Annotated in this window: 16 protein-coding genes; 14 read left to right on the top strand and 2 right to left on the bottom strand. The window is 35.0% G+C overall.

Translation table 11 applies throughout. The features are described from left to right. The first annotated feature begins 52 nt into the window (after positions 1-52). The 3 genes from ppdK to EO244_RS04135 all read left to right on the top strand — a co-directional run bounded on the left by ppdK (position 53) and on the right by EO244_RS04135 (position 7,632). Positions 53-2,770 (top strand): pyruvate, phosphate dikinase, encoded by a 2,718-nt coding sequence (gene ppdK, locus EO244_RS04150; protein ID WP_129253222.1) that lies wholly within the window; start codon positions 53-55, stop codon positions 2,768-2,770. An 866-nt stretch (positions 2,771-3,636) separates the two neighbouring features. Beyond that, positions 3,637-6,456, top strand: coding sequence for a SusC/RagA family TonB-linked outer membrane protein (locus EO244_RS04145; RefSeq protein WP_164977399.1), 2,820 nt, complete (start codon positions 3,637-3,639; stop codon positions 6,454-6,456). A 729-nt stretch (positions 6,457-7,185) separates the two neighbouring features. Continuing rightward, positions 7,186-7,632 (top strand): YhcH/YjgK/YiaL family protein, encoded by a 447-nt coding sequence (locus EO244_RS04135; RefSeq protein ID WP_129253216.1) that lies wholly within the window; start codon positions 7,186-7,188, stop codon positions 7,630-7,632. A 152-nt stretch (positions 7,633-7,784) separates the two neighbouring features. Here the strand turns inward: EO244_RS04135 and EO244_RS04130 are convergent, their stop codons facing one another. Further along, positions 7,785-8,237, bottom strand: coding sequence for a type I restriction enzyme HsdR N-terminal domain-containing protein (locus EO244_RS04130; protein ID WP_129253215.1), 453 nt, complete (start codon positions 8,235-8,237; stop codon positions 7,785-7,787). A 77-nt stretch (positions 8,238-8,314) separates the two neighbouring features. Between EO244_RS04130 and EO244_RS04125 the strand changes: the two genes are divergently transcribed. The 8 genes from EO244_RS04125 (at position 8,315) to EO244_RS04090 (ending at position 16,184) form a co-directional block, all read left to right on the top strand. Continuing rightward, on the top strand, positions 8,315-9,085 hold the full coding sequence (locus EO244_RS04125; protein ID WP_129253213.1) for an AMP nucleosidase: 771 nt from the start codon (positions 8,315-8,317) through the stop codon (positions 9,083-9,085). A 40-nt stretch (positions 9,086-9,125) separates the two neighbouring features. Continuing rightward, positions 9,126-10,127, top strand: coding sequence for a DNA polymerase III subunit delta (gene holA, locus EO244_RS04120; RefSeq protein WP_129253211.1), 1,002 nt, complete (start codon positions 9,126-9,128; stop codon positions 10,125-10,127). A gap of 145 nt (positions 10,128-10,272) precedes the next feature. After that, positions 10,273-10,956 carry a gliding motility-associated C-terminal domain-containing protein gene (locus EO244_RS04115; RefSeq protein ID WP_164977398.1) on the top strand — a complete coding sequence of 228 codons (684 nt, stop codon included), beginning with the start codon at positions 10,273-10,275 and terminating at the stop codon, positions 10,954-10,956. Between the two features lie 83 nt (positions 10,957-11,039). After that, positions 11,040-12,005, top strand: a complete 966-nt coding sequence (locus tag EO244_RS04110) for a PorP/SprF family type IX secretion system membrane protein (RefSeq protein ID WP_129253207.1) — start codon at positions 11,040-11,042, stop codon at positions 12,003-12,005. Positions 12,006-12,099: 94 nt separating this feature from the next. Further along, positions 12,100-14,172 (top strand): carboxypeptidase regulatory-like domain-containing protein, encoded by a 2,073-nt coding sequence (locus EO244_RS04105; RefSeq protein WP_129253205.1) that lies wholly within the window; start codon positions 12,100-12,102, stop codon positions 14,170-14,172. Positions 14,173-14,224: 52 nt separating this feature from the next. After that, positions 14,225-14,821, top strand: coding sequence for a rhomboid family intramembrane serine protease (locus tag EO244_RS04100; RefSeq protein WP_206734475.1), 597 nt, complete (start codon positions 14,225-14,227; stop codon positions 14,819-14,821). 9 nt (positions 14,822-14,830) lie between these two features. Further along, the gene (locus EO244_RS04095) at positions 14,831-15,328 is read left to right on the top strand and encodes a D-glycero-alpha-D-manno-heptose-1,7-bisphosphate 7-phosphatase (protein WP_129253201.1); all 498 of its coding nucleotides are present in this window, start codon (positions 14,831-14,833) and stop codon (positions 15,326-15,328) included. 1 nt (position 15,329) lies between these two features. Beyond that, positions 15,330-16,184: an aminotransferase class IV gene (locus EO244_RS04090; protein WP_129253199.1), complete on the top strand. Its 855-nt coding sequence runs from the start codon at positions 15,330-15,332 to the stop codon at positions 16,182-16,184. Between the two features lie 10 nt (positions 16,185-16,194). Here the strand turns inward: EO244_RS04090 and EO244_RS04085 are convergent, their stop codons facing one another. Continuing rightward, positions 16,195-16,785: a YqgE/AlgH family protein gene (locus EO244_RS04085; protein ID WP_129253197.1), complete on the bottom strand. Its 591-nt coding sequence runs from the start codon at positions 16,783-16,785 to the stop codon at positions 16,195-16,197. Positions 16,786-17,058: 273 nt separating this feature from the next. On the opposite strand from EO244_RS04085, the gene asd reads away from it, so the two are divergent. From asd to EO244_RS04070, 3 genes are all read left to right on the top strand, one after another. Then, positions 17,059-17,961 (top strand): archaetidylserine decarboxylase, encoded by a 903-nt coding sequence (asd, locus tag EO244_RS04080; RefSeq protein WP_129253195.1) that lies wholly within the window; start codon positions 17,059-17,061, stop codon positions 17,959-17,961. Between the two features lie 166 nt (positions 17,962-18,127). Continuing rightward, the gene (locus EO244_RS04075; RefSeq protein WP_129253193.1) at positions 18,128-20,065 is read left to right on the top strand and encodes a Na+/H+ antiporter NhaC family protein; all 1,938 of its coding nucleotides are present in this window, start codon (positions 18,128-18,130) and stop codon (positions 20,063-20,065) included. Between the two features lie 75 nt (positions 20,066-20,140). Further along, positions 20,141-21,172 carry a Kelch repeat-containing protein gene (locus EO244_RS04070; RefSeq protein WP_129253191.1) on the top strand — a complete coding sequence of 344 codons (1,032 nt, stop codon included), beginning with the start codon at positions 20,141-20,143 and terminating at the stop codon, positions 21,170-21,172. The last annotated feature ends 40 nt before the right edge of the window (positions 21,173-21,212 follow it).

Below are 21,212 nucleotides of genomic sequence, written 5' to 3'. Positions count from 1 at the left end.
TGAATGCTTTAATTTATTCATGAAATAACATTAAAACTAAAAAGCGATAATTATGAGTACTAAGTACGTTTATACTTTTGGTGACGGTAAAGCCGAAGGTAGAGCAGACATGAAAAATTTGCTTGGAGGTAAGGGAGCTAACCTTGCTGAAATGAACCTAATTGGTGTACCAGTTCCTGCTGGTTTCACAATCACTACTGACGTTTGTACTGACTACAACAAGCTTGGAAAAGATGCTGTTGTTGCAATGATTAAAGAGCAAGTTGAGGCTGCTGTAGCTGACACTGAAAAAGCTATGAACGCGAAATTTGATGCTAAAGATGGTTTTCCATTGTTGCTATCTGTTCGTTCTGGTGCTCGTGCTTCTATGCCAGGTATGATGAACACTGTTCTTAACCTTGGTATGAATGATGATACAGTAAAAATTGTAGCTGAACAATCAGGAAACGAAAAATTTGCTTACGATTCATATCGTCGTTTCATCCACATGTACGGTGACGTAGTAATGGGTGTTGAGGCTGAAGAAGGACAACACAATCCATTTGAAGTTGTACTTGATGAGATGAAAGAAGCTAAAGGTTACAAATTAGATACTGAACTTACTGCTGAAGATCTTAAGGAACTTGTAGAAGCTTATAAAGCCGTTGTACGTAAACACGCTGGTGTTGATTTCCCTACTTGTCCTTGGGAGCAGCTTTGGGGTTCTGTTTGCGCTGTATTTGATTCATGGAATACTGAGCGTGCTATTCTTTACCGTCGTATGGAGAATATTCCTGACGAGTGGGGTACTGCTGTAAATGTACAGGCTATGGTATATGGTAACATGGGTGAGACTTCTGCAACAGGAGTTTGTTTCTCTCGTGATGCTGCTACTGGTGAAGACCAATTCAATGGTGAGTACTTGATCAACGCACAGGGTGAAGACGTTGTTGCTGGTGTTCGTACTCCTCTTGAAATTACTGTTGTTGGTTCTAAGCGTTGGGCTGAGCGTAACGGTACTTCTGAAGAAGATCGTAAAGCTAACTTCCTTTCATTGGAAGAAGCAATGCCTGAGCTTTATAAGGAGCTAGATACTATCCAGCAGAAGCTTGAAGATCACTACACTGATATGCAGGATATGGAGTTCACTATCCAACAAGGTAAGCTTTGGATGTTGCAAACTCGTTCTGGTAAGCGTACTGGTGCTGCTATGGTTAAGATGGCTGTAGATATGCTAGAGCAAGGTCTTATTGACGAGAACACTGCTATTTTACGTCAAGAGCCAAACAAATTAGATGAGCTTCTTCACCCAGTATTCGAAGAGTCTGCTCTTGCTGCTGCTAAAGAACTTTCTAAAGGTCTTCCAGCTTCTCCAGGTGCGGCTACAGGTCAAATCGTATTCTCTGCAGAAGCTGCTGAAGAGTGGGCTGCTGCTGGTAAAAAAGTTATTCTTGTACGTCGCGAGACTTCTCCAGAAGACTTGAAAGGTATGTATGCTGCTGAAGGTATTCTTACTGAGCGTGGTGGTATGACTTCTCACGCTGCTGTAGTTGCTCGTGGTATGGGTAAATGTTGTATCTCTTCTGCTGCTGGCACTTTAGTTACTGGTTCTTCAATGACTATCAACGGTGTTGAGTACAAAGAAGGTGATTTCATCTCATTGAACGGTACTACTGGTATTGTTTACGAAGGTAAAGTTGCTACTATCACTCCAACATTAGACGGTGATTTCGGTAAAGTAATGGACATGGCTGAGAGAAACACTCGCATGTACGTTCGTACAAACGCTGATACGCCTGCTGATGCTCAAACTGCTCGTGAATTCGGTGCTAAGGGTATTGGTCTATGTCGTACAGAGCACATGTTCTTCGAAGGCGATAAGATCTGGAAGATGCGTGAAATGATTCTTGCAGAAGATGTTGAAGGACGTAAGGCTGCTTTGGCTAAATTACTTCCTGTTCAGCGCGAAGACTTCTCTGGAATTCTTGAAGCTATGGACGGTTTTGGTGTAACTATCCGTCTACTGGATCCACCATTGCACGAGTTTACTCCTAACGATGATGCTTCTCAAAAAGAGATGGCTGAAAAATTAGGTATCGATGTATCTATCGTTAAAGCTAAAGTTGAGTCTCTTCACGAGTTTAACCCAATGTTGGGACACCGTGGTTGTCGTCTAGGTAACACTTACCCAGAGATTACAGAGATGCAAGCTCGTGCTATTATCGAAGCTGCTTGTGATCTTAAAGCTAAAGGTAAAGATCCTAAGCCAGAGATCATGGTTCCATTGATCGGTACAATCAAGGAATTCAAGATGCAGGAAGAGATTATCAGAAGAATTGCTGCTGATGTATTCGCTGAAAAAGGTATCGAAGTTGATTTCTTAGTAGGTACAATGATCGAGATTCCTCGTGCTGCATTGACTGCTGATCAAATCGCTGAGCATGCTCAATTCTTCTCATTCGGAACAAATGACTTGACTCAAATGGGATTCGGTTATTCTCGTGATGATGCTGGTAAATTCTTACCTATCTACATTGAGAAAGGTATCCTTAAGCACGATCCTTTCCAAGTATTAGATCAGGAAGGTATCGGTCAATTGGTACGTATGGGTTGTGAAAAAGGAAAATCTACTCGTCCTGATATCAAATTAGGTATCTGTGGTGAGCACGGTGGTGAGCCATCATCAGTTGAGTTCTGTAACTCAGTGGGTATGGATTACGTTTCATGTTCTCCTTTCCGTGTGCCTATCGCACGTTTAGCTGCTGCTCAAGCAAACTTGAAGCAAAACTAAGAGAACTAACATTCTCAATATATAGAAAGGCTGTCCTTAGGGGCGGCCTTTTGTATTTTGTATCAATCCCCCAATCAGGTAATTAATTTGCGATAAGATGATTAAATATCTGTCGTAAGCCATCATTTGTTGGTCTCTGGAACTCAGTCGATATGGAATATGAAATGCTCAAGTTTCATGTTCTCCTTTCTGTGTGCCTATCGTAGGTTTAGCTACTGCTCAAGCAAACTTGAAGCAAAACTAAATCGGTTTCAATCATCGGATGAATAATGAGAATTTTGTTAATTCATCCGATGATTTTCTCAAGATGTATTATTTTCATAGATGCACCTAGTCTTCTAGTGAATTCTAAACAGAAAAGTTATCCCTAGGGCAGCCTTTCGTATCTTAATACTTTTTAACAGTAAAACTTGGATTTTGTAACTGTCAGTATAATGGATCAAATCGTCTTTTTCCCCTTATGCACTCTTGACTTCAAAATAAAATCAAGGAAGTTAAATTTAGAATTAGATAGAGCTATTTCACAAAAGGATTATATTCATTGATATCTGTTGTAGCTGTAAGCTTATTCTTTACTATACTAAAATTGCTGTTTTACGATGTAATTACTTATTTAGATTAAACCTATTTTGAAACAAAATATATAATTTTTTTCACCCCTTTTTAACAATTAAGTATTATTGTACAAAAATTAAAATATTTCACATAAAATTACCTCTTGAATGGAAAACAAAGGTCTCTTTCACATTAAATTTTCAATTCTAAAATGTAGAATTGTATTGTTAGTATTTTCCACCACTATTGTTAATTCTTCAATAGCATCAAATTTAGATCAGTTCCAATTAAACAAAAGTAAATTTATTGAAATGAAAGCTGATAGAGATTCGATACATCTTTCAAATAAACATAGTGTTATAAATGAAAATCCAGACATAAGCTACTCGTTGGATGGAAACACTCCAGGTGTTTATGTGAAAAAGACATCCTCAACTTTTGGCACAGCCCCAAGAATTACTATTAGAGGAAATGTATCTTTTATTGGTGATGGACGTCCCTTGTGGATTATTGACGGAGTAAAACAGGCTGACTTGATAAATATTAACCAGAATGAATTGAATATTGGAAATCTAATAGATGTATTCAGTTCATCAGTTGCTGGCATTAATCCTGAAGATATAGAGAGCATTGAAATATTGAAGGATATTTCGGCTACAGCAATTTTTGGTGTCGACGGTGCCAATGGCGTTATCCTAGTAACAACAAGAAAAGGAAAATCGGGGAAACTCTCAGTCAATTATAGAGGAAGCTTTACAATCAATCGAAAACCCAATATCTCTGATTTTAATATATTGGATTCTAAATCAGAAATGGATATATATAATGATTTAATTGATAGAGGATGGTTATCTCTTCAAGATTTAAACATAGCTAAAGACTACGGTGTTATTGGAAAATATATTGAAGCTGTAAATACTTTCGATGGAACTTCATGGCTGGCTGATTATTCTGCGGAAGGACGAGCGAAATTTTTAGAACCTTATATAAATGCTAATACTGACTGGTTCGACGAACTTTTCAATAATAATATTACTCAGCAACATTCATTTGATATTTCCGGAGGTAATGATAAAACATCTTTTTATACTTCATTTTCTCATTATAGGGATAATGGTTACGCTATAGGTTATGAGACCAAAAGAAACACCATAAATGCAAATATTCAGCATAATTTTAATGATAAATTAAAAGTCGGAGCAAAGTTGATGTCAAATTGGAGAGATCAACAAACTCCTGGTGTGAATGATGCTGAATATTTAGAAAATGGAACCTATCTGAGAAGATTGGAAATCAATCCGTTTTTGTACGCCTTAACCACAAGCAGAAGTATGCGTGCAAGGGATGAAAATGGAGAGTTGGAATTTTTTAGAAAAAATTATGCCTCTTTTAATATCATTAATGAAATCAGAAACAACTATGCAGATATTTCGGTGAAAGATATTTCTGCACAAATAAATCTGGATTATCAAATTTTCAAAAAGTTAAGTTTTCATTCCAATGTATTATATCGCAACGCAAATACCGAAAGCAATCACACTGTGACAACAAATTCTAATTTAGTGGCATCATACCTGAATGTGGAAAACATACCGGAAGGAGAAGTTTGTTATGGTATTGACAGGGAGATGACGAATTTTAATATCCGAAATTTTATCAAATGGAATCCGATCTTGAATGGATTGCAGAGACTCGACATCACATTGGGGCATGAAATTTCTGATATTAATAGAAAAATTGATGACGAAACTAAATCCGAAATAGAGAATTACAGTGGACCTTTTCCTGTAAATGCAAGTCGTGATAATGATTTTAGGCAATTATCTTATTTCGTTGACATTAACTATTCTCTAAGAGATAAGTATTTCTTTCATGGATCGATGCGTTCCGATAAATCAGACTACAACTATATAGAGGATAAAGCTTTACCAAGCTGGCAGTTTTCAGCCAGGTGGAACATGAAAGAAGAAGCATTCTTAAAAAAATCATCAATTATTAATTATTTAAGTCCGAAGCTGTCGTATGGAAAGACTCATCTTTTGCCTGATCAATTGAATTCTGATTATATAATCCCTCAGGAGTTTGCTCAAATGAACCTTAACCAAGAATTTACTACTGGAAAAATGAATGAGCTTAATATGGCTTTGGAGTTTGGACTATTTGCCAATTGCTTGAATGGCGAACTGGCTTATTACAAGAGAAAATCGGATGATTTGATTAGTTTGTATCGTACTTCTGGAGTAGGAGGAATGGCATTGAAATACGCCAATGAAGGAGAGATTAAATCTAGGGGATTTGAGGTTAATTTGAATTCAATTAATGTGAAAACAAAAAATTTCTCATGGAGGTCTAACTTGAATATCAGTACATACAAAAGCGAAGTGAAAAGGGCAAATAATTCAATAACGATTGCTGAAGCAACTTCTTATGGCGCATCTTTTAAAGGAAAACCACATAGGGCATTATACTCTGTAAAATTTGCAGGTTTGGATAAGAATGGAATACCTACCTTTTATGGACGTAATAATGAAGTTATTAATTATTTGAGTTTATACGACACGAATGATATCGAGTCAGTGTTAAAATATGAAGGGCCTGTAAATCCCAAGGTATATGGTGGTTTTTCAAACGGCTTCAAATATAGAAACCTCACATTAAAGATTGGGTTAACTTATGCTTTTGGTAATGTTGTTCGAGTAAATAATAATTACAAGGCAAACTATAACGATACCCAATCGTTTCAGAATTCATTCAACAATAGATGGGTTTTAACGGGAGACGAAGAACATACTTATATACCTGCTATTGTAAGTAGATGGATGTTTGAAAATGGAAGTCAAGCCCCATATGAGTTAGATAATTTGTATGACTTATATAATCTAAGTACTGAAGCAACAGCAAAAGGTGATTTTATTAGATTAAACAATATTCAATTGTCCTACCAAATTCCTAAAAATATAATTGAAAGGTTTGATCTGAAATCGGCCTCATTATCGGTACAGGCAAATAATATTTGCTTATTGTATTCTGACAGTAAATTGAATGGTATTGATCCCGAATATGAACTTGTTGGAGGCGTGTCATTACCTGTACCTAAAAGTTATACTTTCACACTAAAACTTGGGTTTTAAGTAGGTTAAATTACGATTAACGCTTTCCATGTGCCTATAGCACGTTTATACCAATATGTGTTTTAATAATTAATCGCTTCACTTCGGTTGCTATTCATTTTAAAACATCGATCGGCATTATCAGTTCATCTTTACAAGAGATAAGCAGCTGCTCAAGCAAATTTGAAGCAAAACTAAGAGAACTCACATTCTCAATATATAGAAAGGCTGTCCTTAGGGGCGGCCTTTTGTATTTTGCATTAATCACTAATTAAAGAATGCTGAATTCATTTCGATCAGGATATCAAATTAGTAGTCTGCGGCAAACCATCATCTGTTGAGTACTGTAACTCATTGGGTATGGTAACAAGTAACATAAGTCGAATTAATATCTCTCCAAACAAGAAAAATTAGAGATAAAGTTCTAAATTTATACTTAAATGATTCAATCATTCTTCTGTGTACAATACCAGAACTCTCATTTAATAATAGAATAACATGGCAAAATCTCAAGATTCAAAAAAGAGCGTGAAAAAAGAGCCTCAAAAGACGGCTAAAGAGAAAAAAGCGGAAAAAAGAGAGAAGAAAGCTAAAAAAGCTTAATCCATTTCTTTAAAAAAACACATAATTTAAGATCACAATAAAAATAAAGGCTGCCCAATTGGACAGCCTTCTTTCGTCTCAATAAATTTGATAAGTTTGAGATCTTAATTTAAGATAATAAACACACTACTATATAAAAGATATAAGATGATAATAGATAAGATTGAAAACTCAAAGCTTTATGCAAATATCAGTGAACGGATAGCTTTAGGACTTGAGTATCTAAACAATTCTGATTTTTCTAAAATTGAATTAGGAACCTACCAAATTGAAGGGGGTGACGTTTTTGCTATGGTACAAGAATACACAACAAAATCACGAGAAGCTTGCAAACTTGAAGGTCATACAAAATATATCGATATTCAGTATATAATTTCAGGAGAAGAACACATTGGTTTAGTGTCAAAAAGTAATCAAAAACTTCTGACTCAAAACAATGAAGGTGATTACGCTTTTTATGAGGGAAACTCAACTCTATTTAAATTTGAAACCGGAACTTTTGGAATCTTTTTTCCCAATGATCTTCATCAGCCTTGTATTGGGCTTAACCAAAGCTCAAAGGTTCGCAAAGTTGTCGTTAAAGTAAAGGTGTAAGCATTAATATGATTTCAATATCCAGGCAGTTTATTAATTCCTAACATAAGTAGAAATTAGCAATCGGAAAATTATTGATACATCAACATATAAAAGTAAAATCCAGTCTTCAGAACTCTTTCTGAAAACTGGATTTCAATCTTTTATCAGTATTATTGTAAAGACTTATAATCAGGGATTTCAGGGATAAACTCAAAGCTGTTCTGTTCGTAATCAATATGACAACAATAATGATTTAATCCATTGGTTACAACAAGGTAAGGAACTTTCAATTTCATATTATAACGTGCAATTTGATTAAATGCAGCCTGTGATATTTTCACACTAACAGCCTTACACTCAACAATTATAAGAGGAATCCCCTTATTGTTATATAAGACTATATCACTCCGTTGTGGCATCCTATTTACATCAACTTTTTTTTCTACAGCAATCAATCCCTTGGGATAATTCTTTTCATCCACTAAATAAGAAATGAAATTCTGTCTCACCCACTCTTCAGGTGTTAATACCACAAACTTCCTTCTTATACTATCAAAAATTAGCTTTCTTTGTCCTTCTAATTTGATATTAAAATTATAAGTGGGTAGATTTAGTTTGTCCATATTTTAATTATATTGAAAACAAATATACAGATTTTATCAGCTCTTGATTAAAGTTAAGAAAGCAAATCATCCAGCATATGAAGACAAAAGAAGAAATTGTACAGAACTGGCTGCCCCGTTATACAGGTCGGGCACTTAAGGATTTTGACCCCTATATTCTTTTGACTAATTTCAGTGGTTATCTCGAAATATTTGCCAATAAATATAATGCTACCATTCTGGGAGAAGATAAAGCCATGCCAAATGTTTCTGCAGAGGGAATCACCATGATTAATTTCGGAATGGGGAGCCCCAATGCTGCTACAATAATGGATTTATTGAGTGCCATAAAACCCAAAGGTGTCTTATTTTTGGGAAAATGTGGGGGACTTAAGAAAAAGAATAAACTGGGTGATTTGATTCTCCCTATTGCAGCCATTCGTAGTGAAGGAACTTCAAATGACTACCTGCCTCCTGAGATACCCGCCCTACCCGCATTTGGACTACAACGAGCAGTTTCACAGGTTATTGCAGATAAAAACATAAAATATTGGACAGGAACCGTTTTCACCACAAACAAAAGGGTTTGGGAATTTGACGAACGGTTTAAAAAATATCTGGCTAAAACCCGTGCAATGGCTATCGATATGGAGACTGCAACCATATTTACGGTTGGTTTTTTTAATGAAATACCTTCAGGTGCTGTCTTACTGGTTTCTGATCAACCCATGATTTCAACAGGCGTAAAAACAGATCGTAGCGATGCCGAAGTCACCAATCTTTTTGTGAATCAACACATCCAAACGGGAATTGATGCCTTAAAAGAAGTAATGCATAATAAGGAATCGGTGAAACATTTAAGGTTCTAAAAAAAACTTCATTCAAAACCAAACTATTCAACAGCTCTACATGACATTTGAAGAAATATACAGCAGTATTAAAAAACAAGAATATGCGCCTATCTATTTTTTAATGGGCGAAGAAAGTTTTTACATCGATAAAATTACCGATTACATATTGGAAAATGCTTTGCCTGAAGCCGAGCGTGATTTTAATCAAAGTATTTTTTACGGTAAGGATGCCGATATCGCAAACATTATTGATACAGCTCGCCGTTTTCCTATGATGGCAAGCCGACAACTTGTCGTGGTTAAAGAAGCTCAACATCTAAAAAATATTGAACTATTGGATTCGTACATTAAAAATCCACTTCAATCAACCATTCTTGTGATTAATTACAAATATAAATCATTAGACAAAAGAAAAGCATTTACTAAAAATATAGCTCAGTTGGGTATCCTTTTCGAATCGAAAAAGATATACGAAAATCAGTTGCCTGATTGGATAACAAAATATACAAATGGTCTCAAACTAAAAATTGATACCAAAGCCAGTATTTTACTCTCTGAATTTCTGGGAAACGACTTAAATAAAATTTCGAATGAACTCGACAAGCTAAGCATTAATATTCCCCAGGGAAATACAATTACAGCTGACGATATTGAAAAAAACATTGGTATTTCAAAAGACTTTAACAATTTTGAATTACAAAATGCATTGGGCAAAAAAGACGTTCTAAAAGCAAATCAAATCATAAATTACTTCTCTACAAATGAAAAAAAGCACCCAATTTATGTCACAATTGCCTTGCTACACTCCTATTTTTCAAAAATTTTAAAATTTCATTTTTTAAAAAATAAAACAAATGATAATAGTGTCGCTTCTGCACTTGGCATTAATCCATTTTTCGTAAAAGACTATAAATCAGCAGCAAAACTATACCATCCAAAGAAATTGGTTTCAATTATAAATCTTCTCAGAGAATACGATTTAAAATCAAAAGGGATCGGAAATGTCAGTTCTAAAAATGGAGATTTATTAAAAGAGTTAATATTCAAAACACTACATTAGCAATATTTCAACAAATCTATTATCTTTAATAATACATTTCGTTTACCCAGTTCGAGTAAATGAATAATAGATATAATATATTGTTAATTTCTTTTTTTCGTGTATGAATTTCATACATCCATCAATAAAGAATTTATATTTAACTATGAAATCAATTTTTACTCTTTCATTCATATTAGTTCTTTTGTTTGGTCCAGCAACTAGTTTTGGCCAAGATGGTACCCCCCCGATAGCAAAAAACGATTCAGTTTCAATTAACAATAAAACAATTATAGACGAAGTAAACTATATTGAAATAGTCTTCCTCGAAAACGATATTTACTCTTCATCAACCCTGGATTTTACGCAAACCAAAATTCTTCGTCAAAACGATCAAGCCGGAAAAGCCTATTTAATTGAAAACAATTCTTTGATGGTATTTTATCCATATGAAGATAGTTTTGGGGTTGATACCGTCTTCTATGAAATTTGCGATAACAAAAGCCAGTGCAGTCGGGCCTATATTCTTGTTGATGTTAAAGATCCTAATAAGGTCGATATATTAATTCCTTCTGCATTCTCTCCTAACGGAGATAATATTAATGATAAATTCTACATTAAAGGCATAGAAAATTACCCGATTAATGAATTTATCGTTTTCTCCCGTTGGGGTACAAAAGTTTTCGACAAAAGTAACTATTCGAACGATGACGCTTGGGATGGAAGTTACGGTAAAACTGGTGTGAAGCTAGGCCCTGGAGACAAATTACCTCCTGGAACATATTTTTTCAAACTCATAATTAAGGATAAAAAATACCTTAAAAGCGGCTATATCATTATCAAAAAATAGATATAACCATTACTATATCGGCTAACAGATTGTAGGTAATTACCGTGAGTTTTAAACTATAATATAAACTAGCTTATTACTGAATGAAAAATCGACTTCATATCATCAGTTGGTATATTCTGATGATATTGATATGTCTTTTTTCAACAACCCCAAAGCTTTTTTCTCAGGAAAATATTCTTTTCACCAATTATAATCTGAACGAAATATTTACGAATCCATCCTTCTCCGGCAATAAATCCTATATGGAAATTGCCATGGGATATCACAAGCAATGGACTGGAGTAAAAGGCGCTCCTGTATCTGCAATATTGTCAGCACATGCCCCATTAAACAATATTAAAATTGGAATCGCTGGCATGATATACAATAATGAAATTGGAATTCTGAATGAAACGGGCTTTTTTGCTAACTATGCCTATAAAATTAACCTGGAGAAAGAACGTATTTTTGCTCTCGGATTTCAGGCAGGAATCATAAATAAGGAAATCCGATGGACTGAACTTAGAACTTACGATCCGAGTTTTAATGGAGATGATCCCTCCATTCCAAATATGAACGTCAGTAGCATTACTCCAAATTTTGGTCTAGGTTTTTCTTATTACTCGCCAAAATTCCATATTGGATTTTCTGCACCGCGCTTACTACAAGACACTTACCCTTACGAAAATAGTTTAAATAAAAATATCAACTTTGAATTTAAGGACATCTATTTTTATTTAAATACTGACATCAACTTAAAAGTTAACACCAAAATTCAAGTCGAACCATCAATACTGCTTTTTTCTTCACTAAACTCTACATTAGATTATAACTTTAATCTTATTTTTTATCATATAAATGGTATTTTTGCAGGATGTAGTTATCGCGCAGAAAAATATTGGTCTATCAATATGGGTTATGAGTTCAATTCTAAATTAGGAATTAGCTATTCCTATGAGAATAGTCTCGATAAAATAAAACGCGGGGACCACACGAGCCATGAAATTTTTATAAATTATAAGATATCTTTGAAGAAAAGTAACTATACATCACCTAGATTTTTCTAAAGTTGTGTATTTTGCATTCTGTTCCGTTTAAAACTTGTCTCGTTCAGATGGTTAACACTTAAGCTTCAAATTTTATTGACTAGATATTTAAGTTATGAATAAGAAATTGCTAACAACAATTTTAATTGCCTTTGTATTTTCCATATCACCGATCTTTGTTTTTGCACAGGACAGAGACCTGGAGAAAGGTCAACATCACTTTGAAAAGAAAGAGTACAGTCTGGCTATACCCTTTCTGAAAGAATATATTCAGAACCATAATGATAAATCGGTCAAAAGAAATCTCATTTATTGTTACAGTGAAACCAATCAGGAAGATAAAGCTTTAATGCTTGTCAAAAGAATGGTTAATGCTTCAAATGCAGAAGCTATTGACTATCTAAACTATGCCAGCTTGCTAAAAAAAACGCATAAATATAGCGAAGCGAAAGAATGGTATATCAAATACAGCAAACTTAACCCATATAATGAAATTGTACTTCAACATATTCAGGCATGTAATTTGATTACTGAAATTACAGACGACAGCCTGTATATTGCCAAACCAATAAATATAAATACAGCTCAAACGGATTATGCAACCTCACTGTATAAGGATGGTTTAGTTATAGTTTCTGGTCGTCCCAATAAATATTCCAAACAAATCAATAAAGAGAGCAGAGATTGCTATTTCAACCTTTATTACACAAAAAAATTAGGATCGAAATATTCAATTCCTAAACTACTATCCGAGGATTTATGTACAAAGTATCACGAAGGCTCTGCTTCATTTTCGTCTAACGAAGAATTCATTTATTTTACACGAAATAAAGGGACAGTAGATGTAAATGGTCAAGATCAACTAAATATCTATATGTCCCGGCATTCTAAAGGAGAGTGGGACAAACCCGAATTATTTCAATATGCCGGAGATGACTATTCAACAGGACATCCTTCTATTTCGAAAAACGGTAAACTATTATTCTTTATTTCGAATATGCCCGGTGGATACGGAGGTAGTGATATTTATTATTGTCGCAAACAAGGTTTTACATGGGGCCCACCAATCAATTTAGGCCCAAGTGTTAATACATCGGGGGACGAGATGTTTCCCTACATCTGTGAAGATGGCTTTCTGTATTTTGCATCAAACGGACATATAGGTCTTGGTGGTTTAGATATTTTCAAAACAACCTTTGAAAAAAACCATTGGAAATATCCTGTAAATATTGGCTTCCCGTTCAACTCACCCAAGGATGACTTTGCTTACATGTATGATTTCAAAAACAAAGTTGGCTATTTCTCATCCAACAGAAATGGGAATGATGATGTTTTTGAATTCAAGAAAAACATTGCAAAACTAAATACACTCAGAGGTGTTGTATCCAAAATTGGCTCCAATAAACCAATCGACAGTGTGGCCATCTTTCTTGTTGATAGGAATATTGTACTGGACAAGACCTATAACAATCCAGACGGAAGTTTTAAATTTAATATTTTTAAAGATCGAAAATACAGTCTGATTATTCAGAAAAAAGGTTTTAAAACCAAACGTGTCCTGTATTTCCCACAAAATTTATCAAAAAATAAAAATATCCAAATTCGATTGGAAGAATCACCTTGGGCCAATATTAAGGCATTTGTTAAAAACCAATTTTCCTCAACCCCAATCCAAGATGCCAAGGTTGAAGTTGTTAATAAAACATATAAACTTTCAACATCTTGTATGACTGATGAAAACGGTAATTTCTCAATGGATGTCGATACAGGAAATTATTACAATTTAATTGTTTCGAAGCCAGGGTATTTTACCACAGTTCTAACCAATTATACCTATGACGAAATCCAATCTGTTGACCTTATTCAAACCAAGGGGAACCAAACAATTGAATTACGCACCTCCACATTTCCTAATGAGGGTTGGTTATTAAAGGAGATTACAAAAGGAGAATTAAATAATGTTATCGAAATACTAAACCATAACCCGGATATTCTTATTGAAATTAGAGCAAGTACGAAGGTTGATCGAGGTAATCGGAAAAACAAAGAATTATGCTTAAAAAGAGCTACTGAAGCTATGAATTATCTGATTTCACAAGGTATTCCAGCTAACCGAATCGAAAAGAAAGTTATTGGCTTCAATACCAGAAGTGCCTCTCTTGTTGTTAAATTGGTAGATTCATTCTAAGTATTTTAAACAAGCCGTATTCTATTATTAATTTACATCAAGTTATTAGATCATGACCACTCTCATCATAGCCATTACAGTATTCATTTCAATTACGGCCTTTAACAAAACCGAGCTACTTTATCGCTACCAATTCAATGCCTATCAGATTTTAAAACGTGGTCAGTGGTACCGCATACTCACACATGCCTTTCTACATGCCAATTGGAACCATTTGTTGGTGAATATGATCGTTTTATTTTTCTTTGGTAAAGCGCTGGAAAATTACTTTCAGTACTACTTAGGGGCAAGTACTTTTTATTTTATTGCGCTCTATATATGCAGCATTATTTTCTCAAGTCTTTACGATTTAAAAAGATATGCAAACGATTATAATTATAATGCGTTAGGCGCATCGGGTGCGACCTCAGCCATTGTGTTTGCAACAATATTTTTCGACCCCTGGCAACTCTTATATTTCTTTTTTGTAATACCCATTCCAGGTATTGTATTTGGGGTTCTGTATCTTGCTTACTCCTATTATATGAGTAAAAAACAAATAGATAACATTGGACATAGCAGCCATTTTTACGGTGCTCTATTCGGTTTTCTATTTCCTATTCTTGTAAAACCAGAATTATTCTCTTTATTTTTGCAGAAATTATTTTAAGGATTCAAAATGCAAAAAGCAATTTTTCTTGATCGCGATGGGGTCATCAATTCAGATATTGGCCACTATTATATTTATAAAATTGAGGATTTTATCATCAATAAGGGAATTGTAAATTCTCTTAAGCGCTTTCAGGAAGCTGGTTATATGCTTTTTATAATTAGCAATCAAGGGGGTGTTGCCAAAGGAATTTATTCCTGTGAGGATGTCGATAATATCCATGCTCATCTTGAAGCTAAATTGCTGGAGGATAATATTCGTTTTCAGGAAATCTACTACTGTCCTCATCACGACAGTGTAGCTGCCTGTAAATGCAGAAAACCTAGCCCTTATATGATTAATCAAGCAGTCAGAAAATATAACATTGATCTTAAAACATCCTATCTTATTGGTGACAGCAAACGAGATATTGAGGCAGCTGAAGCCGCAGGAATCAAAGGAATAAAAATAGAGGCAAACCAAGATATTTCGATCTATTGCGACAAAATACTAAAGGGAGAGATATAGTATGAACTCACAGCAACTTTGCTATAACGGTATATTCTATCCGGATACGACAGCTCTGTTCACGGCAGACAACAGAGCATTTCGTTACGGGGATTCATTATTTGAAACCATCCATTGCAATGGCACACAAATCCAATTCTTCGAGGAACATATGGAGCGCCTTCAACTGGGGATGTCGCATTTACGAATGGAAATTCCGGATAATTTCTCTCATACAATTGAAACCAATATTAAAAACCTAATTACAAAGAACAAATCCTTTTTAGGCACGCGTATACGTTTAAGTGTTTTCAGAAACTCAGGGGGGCTCTACACACCCCAAACCAATCGCATTTCATTTTTAATAGAGAGTTCGAAATTAGATTCGCCAAACTATTATTTGAATAAAAAAGGATTGAAAATTGGCCTGTTTGATTCTTATAAAAAAGCATCCAACTCGCTATCTGGATTTAAAACAGGCAACTCGCTACCTTTTATTTTAGCAGGCTTACACAAAACTGAGATGAAATGGGATGATTGTTTATTACTGAACGAAAGACAAAATCTGGTAGAGAGTGTAAGCTCAAATCTTTTTATCGTTAAGGATGGGATTCTGTATACTCCATCGCTTGAAAGCGGTGCCATAAATGGCATTATGCGCGAACAAATTATTCAGATTGCATTAAACCTTGGCATCACAGTTTATGATGACTGTATTATGAAACCGGAACAGTTAATGGACGCTGATGAAATTTTCTTAACCAATGCAATTGTCGGAATTCGATGGGTCGTCGCCTATGAAGAAAGACGCTACTTCAATAGAAGTGCAAAAGTTTTAATTGAAGAACTAAATAAAAAGGCCTTTCCTAAGAATTAAATTCCAAACTCTAATTCATGCTTTGATCCTTTGGGAAATTGGCCCAGACCTTATAATTACCACCCAATTGAGTCAAAGCTTTTTGCCAAATATCGTCATTGTTTACAGCCATAATTTCTTTCATTCCAAGAGAACTCACCAACCATGAATTTTCCTTAATTTCATCTTCAAGCTGACCTGCACTCCAGCCTGAATAGCCTGCAAAAAAACGAATCTGATCGCGTTCAATTTTTTTATTGTACACCAATTCCTTCAAAATGGCAAAATCACCACCCCAATAAAGATTATCGAAAATCTGAAACGAATTTGGAATCAACTCAGGTACTGTATGCAAATAATAAATCTGATTATTTTGAACTGGACCTCCCACAAACACTTCGCTCTCAAAAACATCCAAATCCGTTAAAAGTTCGTTTATATTCAAATGAGTAGGTTTATTCAAAACAAAACCAACAGCCCCATCCTCAGAAAATTCAGTTAACAAAACCACTGATCGTTTAAAATATCGACCTTCTAAAAATGGTTCAGCAATTAACACCTTTCCTTTCGCTGGTTTTACATCATTCGATCCAAATCGAAATATATTAAATAATTCGTCCACCCCTCATAAATTTTATAGAGTCAAAGTAAACAAAATCGCTTAGGAATCAAAAAAAAGAGACCTGCTCTTTGATGCAAAAAACAATTCTCAAACAGAATTGCAAATTGCGATAGATGAAAAATGAAGCTCAAATTAGAATTTTTAATGCTATAAAGATAAGATCATGCTTAGAATGATGTTTTTTTTTCTCTTAATAAATGTAAAAGTTGCATCTTTGTTGATTATTGTACTAAATGTGATGCATTGGTCCATCAGCTTTCGGAAACGGAGTTGATGACAAGTAGATTCGAATATATGGAGCCAATTTTTTTTAAGAATAGAAGAAATAACGAAATACAAGAGGAATATGTACCAAGTGGTAAAATACTAAGTTGGTTCTACAATAAGCCTCTTGGGAAAGTATCTCTTCACTTACTGATGAAAAGAAAACTTGTTTCTTCATTAGGGGGTTGGTATATGAATAGTCGCTTATCAAAAGGACTAATTACAAAATTCATTCAGCGAAATAATATTGATCTTTCAATCTATCAGATCAAAGACAGTAGTGCATATCAAAATTTCAATGATTTCTTTTACCGTAAAATTGAAGTTTCAAAAAGACCTATAGGTGATGCTTTCGTCTCCCCTTCTGATGGGAAAATACTTGCATTTCAGTCGATGACCGATGTGGCTTCGTTCTTTATAAAAGGCTCTCAATTTACCATCTCAAGTTTTTTAAAAAACAATCATCTGGCAAAAAAATATGCCGATGGCGCTATGATAATTGTTCGCTTGGCTCCTGCCGATTATCACCGTTTCCATTTTCCTGCAGATGGTCTCATCTCAAAATCAAAACTGATTAAAGGAAAATACTTTTCAGTTTCCCCTTTAGCTTTAAGACAGAGTTTGCAGATTTTTTGTCAGAACACAAGGGTTTATAGCACATTACAAACGGATGATTATGGCGATGTAATCATCTCTGAAGTGGGTGCCAGCATGGTTGGAAGTATTCTTCAAACCTATCAGGCCAATACAACAGTGAAAAAGGGGAGTGAAAAAGGTTATTTTGCATTTGGAGGATCAACCATCGTCTTATTTTTCGAAAAAGGTAAAGTAAAAATAGATCAGGATTTGTTGGATAATACCCATAGTGGATTAGAAACAACAGTTAAAATGGGGGAAAATATCGCCAGTTAAAAACGTCCAATTTATATTTTCTTAAATCCTGAGAATAATTCTAAAGATTGATTTCACATCTTAACCCATAAAAGATAAAAGCCTTTCGGATAAAACTGCAAAAATCATAAAATCAAACTGATTATAATTTATATATTTAGGGTTACTAACCTAAATATCACCCTATATGATTCAGTTATTAAGAAAGACGGTTCTCCCCCTACTCCTTCTGGTCTCATTTTATAATTTTAAAAGTTTTGCCGATCAAACGAATCCCTTTTCGGTTGAATATCCTTCTATCATTGTCGCAAAGGTTAAACAAACCATCACGATTAAAACCAATGCCAGTTTCATTGATCAAATAAAATCAGATCAACTTCAAATTCTCATTAATGGGAATAACACGACATACGAAATAGAGGATTCGAACCTAAAACTAAAATACAAGTTCACTCAAAAAGAAGTCGTCCAGATTCAAATTGGTGAATTTGCTGATACTATTGAGATAAATCCTATCCCACTATGGCTCTCCATACTGCCACCTCTCATCGCTATTTTAATGGCACTCTTTTTTAAAGAAGTCTTATTAGCCCTGTTTATTGGCCTATTCACCGGAACACTTATCATTTATTCCTATAAAGGTACTTCCATATTCATCGCATTCTTCAAGGCAATATTTGCCATTTCAGATACTTATGTCATCAATTCAGTACATGATTCAGGCCACATTTCAATTATCGTGTTTTCCATGCTGATTGGTTCTATGGTCACTCTCATTTCGAGAAATGGTGGCATGCAGGGTATCGTAAATATTTTATCACGCTTTGCAAACACAGCCAAATCAGGGCAACTGGTTACGTGGTTTCTAGGTGTTCTGATTTTTTTCGATGATTATGCCAATACTCTTGTTGTGGGAAATACAATGCGCCCTGTTACTGATAGGCTAAAGGTCTCCAGAGAAAAACTTGCATATATCGTAGACTCAACGGCTGCTCCTGTGGCTTCTGTGGCTATGATTACAACCTGGATAGGTATTGAATTGAGCTATATCCAGTCAGCAACCGTACAAATTAACGTGAGCGAAAGTCCTTACAGTATTTTCTTGAATTCTCTTCCCAGTCGATTTTATCCTTTTTTCACCTTGATCTTTATGCTCTTCCTTATATATAAAGGTAAAGATTATGGACCAATGTATAAGGCAGAAAAATTAGCTCGACAAAATCATATAAGTAGTCAGGATTCGAATATTCAAAGCTCTAATGGTGATAATGAATTGGAAATGGCCGCAGATATCACCCCTAAATGGTATAATGCAGGAATTCCAATTCTTATAGTCATATTAGGAACTTTAGCTGGCTTATTATATACAGGATGGGATGCCAGTGTATGGGCAGATACCAGTTTGGGATTTGGCAAAAAACTATCACATGTAATCGGAGCTTCTGACTCCTACTCGGCTCTTCTTTGGTCGTCATTATCTGCTGTATTAGCAGCTGTAGCCTTAACTCTTGGACAAAAAATCATGAGCTTGCAGGAAACCAGTGATAGCTTACTTAAAGGATTTAAAACCATGCTCACCGCCATACTTATCCTGATTTTGGCCTGGGCTTTAGCCGACATTACCAAAGACTTGCATACAGCTGATTTTATCTCAAACATACTTATTTCTGTCAACATTGCACCACAACTTTTACCCGCACTCACCTTTGTTCTTGCGGCAGTCATTGCTTTCTCAACAGGTTCATCCTGGGGAACCATGGCCATACTCTACCCTCTAATCTTACCCGCGTCCTGGCATCTAAGCCATAGTTTTGGTATGATCGATATGGAGTCGATGAACATCTTCTATATCACCGTTTCTGCGATACTTGCAGGATCAGTTCTAGGTGATCACTGCTCGCCAATATCTGATACGACTATTCTCAGTTCTTTGGCCAGTTCCTGTAATCATATCGAGCACGTCAGAACCCAATTGCCCTATGCCTTAACCGTTGGTGCTGTTTCCATATTTGTCGGGCTAATTCCGGCTGCTTATGGTGTTCCTTATTGGATTATTTTCCCAGTTGGCATACTCAGCCTATACCTTATTGTCCATTTCTTTGGAAAAAAAGTTGAAAATAAATAGTCAATACGAACATCAAACTTATCTTTGCAGATCATAAAATTAACACAACTGTAAAGTATAAAATTGATATCTAATATGACTAAAATTAAACTTCTATTATTAATATTTATAGTACTTGAATGTGTCTCTTGCGATAATAAAAACAATACTCTTCAAGGCAATTGGATACAAGCTGGATCATTTGAAGGAGAACCCAGGAGCGGAGCAGTTAGCTTCACGATTGGTGATGATGCCTATATAGGAACTGGTTACCGAAAAATTAGAAATTATGATGAAACTGAAGATGAACACTGTTTAAAAAGTTTTTACAAATATAATCTGAAAAATGGATGGATGAAAATTGCTGATTTCCCGGGAAAAGCCAGGCATGAAGCTGTTGCTTTTTCAATTAATGGAAAGGGATACGTAGGAACAGGTGTTGATATTGATGGGAACCGATTAAAAGATTTCTATGAATATGATCCTGAAACAAATACATGGAAAGAAGCTCCAGAGTTTATTGGTGGAGCGAGACAGGGAGCTATTGCCTTTTCAATAAATAATATTGGCTATGTGGGAACAGGATACGGTGTTTTAGATGGTGAAGATGAAAATTATTTAAAAAATTTTTTCAAATTTGAGAGTGGAGAATGGACAGATTTAGGTTTGTACCCCGGTGAAAAAACAGCTTACTCAACAAGTTTCGTCATCGACAACAAAGCTTATCTTGTTAGTGGGCATGGTAGCCTCGACGATGTATGGGAATTTGATCCTTCCGTATCATCTGTTAAGTATGAGTGTTGGTCCCACAAAAAAGATTTAGATACTTATAAGCAATTTGACGATATGCTTAGAAGTAATGCTGTATCGTTTGTTATTGATAAGAAGGGTTATTTAGCAACAGGAAGAATTGTACCATACCAAAGAACCGTTTGGGAATATGATTCAGAGACTGACAAATGGATAGAAAAAACAGGCTTGGAAATGGAAATACACTCAAGAGAAAATGCTGTAGGCTTCAGTATAAATAATAGAGGTTTTATAGCAACTGGGAATGTTGGTGATTATTATCTTGATGACATGTGGGAGTTTAACCCAATCATGGATAAAACAAATCGAGATAATTAGTTATATACTACTAAAAATTCATTCACAATAAAAAATGCTC

This window comes from Ancylomarina salipaludis (genome assembly GCF_004122035.1).
Classification (GTDB): Bacteria; Bacteroidota; Bacteroidia; order Bacteroidales; family Marinifilaceae; genus Ancylomarina; species Ancylomarina salipaludis.
This window is presented reverse-complemented; position numbering and strand designations above follow the sequence as displayed.

Bases quoted from the DNA above. Each gene is read 5' to 3' on its own strand.
- holA (WP_129253211.1), top strand. From the start codon at position 9,126: ATGACATTTGAAGAAATATACAGCAGTATTAAAAAACAAGAATATGCG.
- EO244_RS04095 (WP_129253201.1), top strand. From the start codon at position 14,831: ATGCAAAAAGCAATTTTTCTTGATCGCGATGGGGTCATCAATTCAGAT.
- asd (WP_129253195.1), top strand. From the start codon at position 17,059: ATGACAAGTAGATTCGAATATATGGAGCCAATTTTTTTTAAGAATAGA.
- EO244_RS04090 (WP_129253199.1), top strand. From the start codon at position 15,330: ATGAACTCACAGCAACTTTGCTATAACGGTATATTCTATCCGGATACG.
- EO244_RS04070 (WP_129253191.1), top strand. From the start codon at position 20,141: ATGACTAAAATTAAACTTCTATTATTAATATTTATAGTACTTGAATGT.
- EO244_RS04115 (WP_164977398.1), top strand. From the start codon at position 10,273: ATGAAATCAATTTTTACTCTTTCATTCATATTAGTTCTTTTGTTTGGT.
- EO244_RS04145 (WP_164977399.1), top strand. From the start codon at position 3,637: ATGAAAGCTGATAGAGATTCGATACATCTTTCAAATAAACATAGTGTT.
- EO244_RS04110 (WP_129253207.1), top strand. From the start codon at position 11,040: ATGAAAAATCGACTTCATATCATCAGTTGGTATATTCTGATGATATTG.
- ppdK (WP_129253222.1), top strand. From the start codon at position 53: ATGAGTACTAAGTACGTTTATACTTTTGGTGACGGTAAAGCCGAAGGT.
- EO244_RS04125 (WP_129253213.1), top strand. From the start codon at position 8,315: ATGAAGACAAAAGAAGAAATTGTACAGAACTGGCTGCCCCGTTATACA.
- EO244_RS04100 (WP_206734475.1), top strand. From the start codon at position 14,225: ATGACCACTCTCATCATAGCCATTACAGTATTCATTTCAATTACGGCC.
- EO244_RS04105 (WP_129253205.1), top strand. From the start codon at position 12,100: ATGAATAAGAAATTGCTAACAACAATTTTAATTGCCTTTGTATTTTCC.
- EO244_RS04135 (WP_129253216.1), top strand. From the start codon at position 7,186: ATGATAATAGATAAGATTGAAAACTCAAAGCTTTATGCAAATATCAGT.
- EO244_RS04130 (WP_129253215.1), bottom strand. From the start codon at position 8,237: ATGGACAAACTAAATCTACCCACTTATAATTTTAATATCAAATTAGAA.
- EO244_RS04075 (WP_129253193.1), top strand. From the start codon at position 18,128: ATGATTCAGTTATTAAGAAAGACGGTTCTCCCCCTACTCCTTCTGGTC.